Below are 5,999 nucleotides of genomic sequence, written 5' to 3' on the forward strand. Positions count from 1 at the left end.
TCGACGAGACGCTGGCGCCGCAGCCGCAGACCATCTACCACCACACCAAGCTGGAGGCCGAGGCGCTGCTGAGAGAAGCGGCCGACCAGGGCGGGCCGAGCGTGCGCATCCTGCGCATGTCGCGCTGCTTCCCGGAACCGGTCAACGTGATGGCGGCATTCCGCCTGCATCGCGGCATCGACGCGCGCGACGTCGCCGAGGCCCATGCTGCGGCATTGCGGCATGCCGGGCCGGCAAGCGCGACGTTCGTGATCTCCGGCGCCACCCCGTTCCTGCGCGAAGATTGCGCCGAACTGCACACCGCAGCACCGGCGATCCTGCACCGCCGCGCGCCGACGCTGGTGGCGGCGTTCGCGCAACGCGGCTGGGCACTGCCGGAACGGATCGATCGCGTCTATTCGCCGCAACGGGCGCTGGACGCACTGGGCTGGCAACCGCGCCATGGTTTCGCGGAAGTGCTGCACCAATACGACACGCACGTGCCCGAGGTGCTGCCGCCCAACGACGGGCGCGCCGTCAGCGACTGAGCGCCTGGCGCTGATCGGCACACCGGGTTCGGATGGCGGAGCAAGGATGTGCGCCGTCGGCGCGAACCGGAAGCGCCCGGGGTTTTACCGGCCGGTTCGCGAATCCCGATAAGCACTTGATCGAAAAAGCGAAATGCCTGGGCACCATGAAACCGGGCAAGGCAGCCCCGCCCCCTGCACGTCGCCGCACGCCCGTTTCGCGAAATCGGCACTTTTTCCTTAGTCCCGGCCGGCAGTTATGCTGAGGGCTGTCGCGCCCTCACGGGCGCGTGGATTGAAACCCATTCAGCAACCTCCAAAGTTCTAACGACTTCAGTCGCGCCCTCACGGGCGCGTGGATTGAAACCAGTTCCCGATCCGGGACGACTACGAGCTGTACGGTCGCGCCCTCACGGGCGCGTGGATTGAAACCATGCGTAGTCCGGCGATTCCTTGAAGCTGTCGAAGTCGCGCCCTCACGGGCGCGTGGATTGAAACAGGACCGCGCTGACAGGATCACGCGCCAATTCCGGTCGCGCCCTCACGGGCGCGTGGATTGAAACGCCGGCACCGGCCCGTCCAGGGCGAAATTCAGGTGTCGCGCCCTCACGGGCGCGTGGATTGAAACTGACCACCACCGAGGAAAAGCAAAACGCAATTACGTCGCGCCTCACGGGCGCGTGGATTGAAACATCTTCGTCTCGCAGTCTCCCGACCGCCAGTGCGTGTCGCGCCCTCACGGGCGCGTGGATTGAAACTACCGTTCCAGCGCGCCGATCATCGACGCCAACGGTGTCGCGCCCTCACGGGCGCGTGGATTGAAACTGCAAATCGATCCGGTGGGCGTATGGCGGGACGCGTGTCGCGCCCTCACGGGCGCGTGGATTGAAACCACCATCAACTAAGGATCTTCCATGCAGCACGAGCGTCGCGCCCTCACGGGCGCGTGGATTGAAACGCCATTGTCTTTGCCGCGCTGGCCGTGTGCATGTGGGTCGCGCCCTCACGGGCGCGTGGATTGAAACGCCACCTACCCGCGATGACCACCAAGAAGCCCATGTCGCGCCCTCACGGGCGCGTGGATTGAAACCCGCTCAACAAGCCGGTGCTCGTCACCGACGTCCTGTCGCGCCCTCACGGGCGCGTGGATTGAAACCTGTGGAAGCTGCTGGGCCGCTCCGACTACGAGTGTCGCGCCCTCACGGGCGCGTGGATTGAAACGCGACCATGCCTTGGACTGCGCCGATCTACGACGGTCGCGCCCTCACGCGCGCGTGGATTGAAACTAACCACCCATCCCTGAGAGAGAGAGACAGCTATGTCGCGCCCTCACGGGCGCGTGGATTGAAACTCCCAGGGCTTGTGGTCGTCTGGAGGTCAGACCGCGTCGCGCCCTCACGGGCGCGTGGATTGAAACTGACGTGCGAGATTTTGCGACGCGAGTTCAGTTGTCGCGCCCTCACGGGCGCGTGGATTGAAACTTCAACACAACCAACGGCCAGTACATGACCGTCAATGTCGCGCCCTCACGGGCGCGTGGATTGAAACGTGATCGTCGCGATATTGGGGGCATTGTGGCTGGCGTCGCGCCCTCACGGGCGCGTGGATTGAAACATCGTCAACCTCGCGGCGAACATCACCGGCATCACGTCGCGCCCTCACGGGCGCGTGGATTGAAACTGGAGATACGCGCGCGCGACCGCGGAAATGTAGCAGGTCGCGCCCTTACGGGCGTGTGGATTGAAACGACTGGCCGACGTGGTGCTACATGCCGATTGCCGTGCCGCGCCCTCACGGGCGTATGGATTGAACCCCCTTGCCAGCTGGGACTCGCTCACGCATGCCTGTCCCGCCATCCAAGGCGCCTGGGTGGAACAGTGCAAGCCCTTGGTTGCGCGTAGGCGCGATTCACGACATCACCGCACCATGGACCTCAGCGCAGCAACACCGAAATGCCGAGGCCGCCCTGCCAGTCCGGGGTCTGCGACGACAGGCCGCGCAGCACCGACAGATCCAGTTGCACGCGGTTGGCGAACAGCCAGGTGACGCCGCTGCCGAGCGCGCGCATCTTGTCCTCGCCGCCGCCGATGCCCGCCTCGACGTAGGCGCTCAGCGTGTCGCCCGCATAGAAGGTGTAGCTCGGCGAGACGCTCCAGCCGGAGCCGTCCTCGCTGTCGCTGACATTGCCGTACAGCGCCAGGCTGCGCCCCTCCGGCAGGTCCCAGCCGGCGCTCACGCCCAGGTCGTAGCGGTGGCCGGCATCGCCGTACGGCGCGCGCCCGACCGGCAGGCTGGCGCTGCCGAGCAAGGCCCAGCTGACGCGGTCGCTGGCGCTGGGCAAGGCCTGCTTCAAGCCGATACTGGCGTCGCCACCACTGTGCCCGCGCTGGTCCTGCCCGCCACCACGCACGCGCTGCCACACCTGACTGTCGATCGCCAGCTGCAACTCGGTGCGCGCGCTCAGGCCGAACCGCAGCCGGCTGTTGGCGACGTATTCGGTGCTGCGCACGTCGCCGTCACGGTCGTAGCTGCCATCGAAGAACGCCTGCTCCCAGGCCAACTGTCCACGCTGCAGGGTGGTCGAGGCGAAGCCGATACCGGGCCGGTCGAACGCCGGCGTGTCCTCGGCGCAGGCCACGCCGGCAGTGCCGGTAGTGGCCGCCAGCAGCAGCGCCCCGCGCAGCAGCGCATCGCCGCGGCGGCGCAACTGCGGCCGGCGGCCATGGTGGGTGGCGACGAACGACGGCACCGCCCGCGATCGCTGCGGCGCGAGAAAAGGCAGAACAGGCATGCGCGAACTCCTTGCGATGCGGGAGCGGAGGGCTGCGCCTCAAGGCGCCGGCGGCGAGTGTGCCTGGATCGCCGCAATGTGCGATGTGAAGCCCGGCAGCAGCACCCGGTTGCCGTAGCCGCTGAGGTGATCGGCATCGAAGAACAGCGGGCGCCCGTCGCGGCTGCCGCTGCAGTACTGCGCGTCGCACAGCAGCGGCAACGGATCCCACACCGAGGCATGCGGCAGCTGCGCGGCGATGCGCTGCAGGCTCTGCAGCACCGGCGCACGGTAGCGCTCCATCGTCGCGCGTGCGATCGGGATGCCGCGCGCGCAGATCGGATTGCCGCGGTTGAACCAGTCCGAACAGCGATACGGCGGCGCGCGCAGCACCGGCTTGGGCGCTTCGAAGACGATGCGCACGCCGCGCTGCGCCAAGGGCTGCAGCAGCGCGACCGCAGCCGCTTCGCCAGCGCTGCGCGCGGCCTGCGCCTCGGCGCCCTCCTGCTCGGCCATCGCCGCGGTCTCGTCGAACAGGCGGTCCTGATCGGCCAGGCGCAGCACGCGCAGGGCGGGCAGAAACAGCACATCGCCGTCGCGCGCGTGCGCGGCGACGTCGGCCAGGGTGCTGCGCTCATAGGCCTGGCAGCCGGGATTGCTGGCCTGCCAGGCCTGCAGGCCGACGATCGGGCAACCGCCGACACCGTAAAGTCGCACCGGCACCCCGCTCTGCAGCGCGAAGCGCCGCAGCAGTTCGTTGTAGGCCAGCGCATGCGAGTCGCCGGCCACGAACACCTGGCCGCCGTCATCGCGGTTGGGCAGCGTGCAGGCGCCACGCTCGAACAGCTTGGCGCTGCCCACCTGCACCGGCACCTGGCGGGTCTGCAGCGCGCACTGCGGAAACTCCCGGCGCAGGCCCTTGGCATAGGCGTACCAGTCCAGCGGATGCCGGCTGACCGTGCTCAACCCGTAATAGCGCTGGGCGTTCTGCAGCAGCGCATGGGTGCCGCCGGCGAGCAGCACCAGGCCCAGCCCGGCGACGATGGTCCGCGCCGGCGTGCGCGCGCGGCCGATGCGGCCATGCCGCCACGGCAGCTCCACCCAGCGATACGAGGCCAGCGCCAGCAAGGCGACCAGCAGCAGCGCTGCGGCTCTGGTCGGCGCCGATTCCAGACCGACGGTCCAGCGGAACAGCACGAACACCGGCCAGTGCCACAGATACAGCGAATACGAGACGCGGCCGATCGCCACCGGGACGCGGTGCGCCAGCGCGCGCCGGATCCAGCCGGCCGGGGCGCCATGCAACAGGGCCAGCAGGGCGAGTGTGCCCAACACCGGCCACAGTCCATCCGGCCACGGCGAGTGGCCGGGACGCGCGCACCACAGGCCGACCACCACCGCCGCCAGCGCCATCGCCAGCAACGGCGAACGCCAGCTCCAGGCGCCCGGCGGCGGCGCCTGCGTCCCGGCCTCGAAGCGTCCGCGCAGCGCCAGCACCTGGTACAGCAACACGCCGCTGCCCAGTTGCCAGAAGCGTGCGGTGGTCAGGTAGAACGCGGCCGCCGCATCGCCGGCATCGCGGCTATGCCGCCAGGCGAACGCCAGCGAGGCGGCCGAGGCCAGCGCCACCAGCAGCGTCGACCACACCCGACCGCGGCCGCCACGGTTCCAGGCCAGGAACAGCAGCGGGAACAGCAGATAGAACTGCTCCTCCACGCCCAGCGACCAGGTATGCGTGTACGGATTGAATTCGGCCTTGGGCGAGAAGTAATCGTTGCCGGTCGCGGCCAGCACCCAGTTGCTGAGGCCGACGAAGGCCATGCGCCCGGTCCTGGCGCTGGTCTCGCTGAGCCAGGACTCGGGAATGAACAGGCCGCTGGCCAGGGCCGTGACCAGCAGGCACACCACCAGGGCTGGCGCGATGCGGCGCAGGCGCCGCGCATAGAACTGCGCGAACACGCCCAGCTGTCCGGCCGCCGGCAGGCGCTGCAACGACGCGCTGACCACGAAGCCGGAGATCACGAAGAACATGTCCACGCCGGTGAACCCGCCCGGCAGCCATGCCGGATCGAGGTGGTAGGCGATCACCGCCAGCACCGCGATCGCGCGCAGCCCGTCCACGTACGGCAGATAGCCGCCGCCGGCCTGCGCGTGCGGCGGCGTGTGGCCGCGCCCGGCGGCCAGCGTGCCCGTCCCTGGCAGCGCCACGTTTACCAGACCAGATCGTCGGGGATCTGGTACTTGGGATCGGCGTAGGGGTCTTCTTCTGCCGTCGCGTTCGGATCGACCCGCAGCGCCACCGCCGCCGGGAAGATCGCTTCGGCCTGGTCCAGCAGCGCCGCGGTCACCAGCAGGTAGCGGCCGTTCTGCTGCAGCACGCCCAACTCGCCGGCGTTGAGCGCCTTGAGCTGGTCGGCGGTGACGTAGATGCGCTTGATCTTGCCGCCATAGGGGAAATGGCGGGCGATGTCGGCCTCGGCGTGGTTCAGCGCCTGGCCCTTGAGCAGTTCGTCAAGCTTGGCCCGCGCTTCACGGCGCAGGCGCGCTTCTTCCTGCTTCTGCCGCTCGGCCTCGATGCGCTCGTCCTTCTCGCGCTGGGCACGGATCGCATAGGCCTTGGCCAGGTCGATGTCCTCGCGGCTGCGCGGCGGCCGCCCCGGCTGGCCGCCCGCGCCCTGCGGCTTGCCTTGGCCAGGGCCGTTCCCGTGCGGACGGCCGCGCCC

At 69.0% G+C, this 5,999-nt stretch carries 4 protein-coding genes and 1 CRISPR repeat array; of the genes, 1 reads left to right on the forward strand and 3 read right to left on the reverse strand.

All coding sequences use genetic code 11. The features are described from left to right. The coding region (locus D588_RS0113120; protein WP_017916305.1) for an NAD(P)-dependent oxidoreductase at window positions 1-527 on the forward strand (527 nt) is incomplete at its 5' end. Window positions 528-777: 250 nt separating this feature from the next. Continuing rightward, window positions 778-2,319: a CRISPR direct-repeat array (repeat unit 31 nt; unit sequence GTCGCGCCCTCACGGGCGCGTGGATTGAAAC). Window positions 2,320-2,439: 120 nt separating this feature from the next. Here D588_RS0113120 and D588_RS0113125 read toward each other — a convergent pair. The 3 genes from D588_RS0113125 to D588_RS0113135 all read right to left on the reverse strand — a co-directional run. After that, complete coding sequence (locus D588_RS0113125) at window positions 2,440-3,297, reverse strand: transporter (RefSeq protein WP_232764297.1); 858 nt, start codon at window positions 3,295-3,297, stop codon at window positions 2,440-2,442. Window positions 3,298-3,336: 39 nt separating this feature from the next. Then, window positions 3,337-5,484: an acyltransferase family protein gene (locus D588_RS0113130; protein ID WP_017916307.1), complete on the reverse strand. Its 2,148-nt coding sequence runs from the start codon at window positions 5,482-5,484 to the stop codon at window positions 3,337-3,339. Window positions 5,485-5,486: 2 nt separating this feature from the next. Further along, window positions 5,487-5,999, reverse strand: a 513-nt coding sequence (locus tag D588_RS0113135) for a DUF2058 family protein (protein WP_017916308.1), incomplete at its 5' end; no start/stop codon positions are given.

Origin of the sequence: Xanthomonas sp. SHU 308, assembly GCF_000364645.1 — a bacterium.
Taxonomy (GTDB): Bacteria; Pseudomonadota; Gammaproteobacteria; order Xanthomonadales; family Xanthomonadaceae; genus Xanthomonas_A; species Xanthomonas_A sontii.

Coding starts and splice junctions, on each gene's coding strand:
- D588_RS0113125 (WP_232764297.1), bottom strand. CDS start 3,297: ATGCCTGTTCTGCCTTTTCTCGCGCCGCAGCGATCGCGGGCGGTGCCG.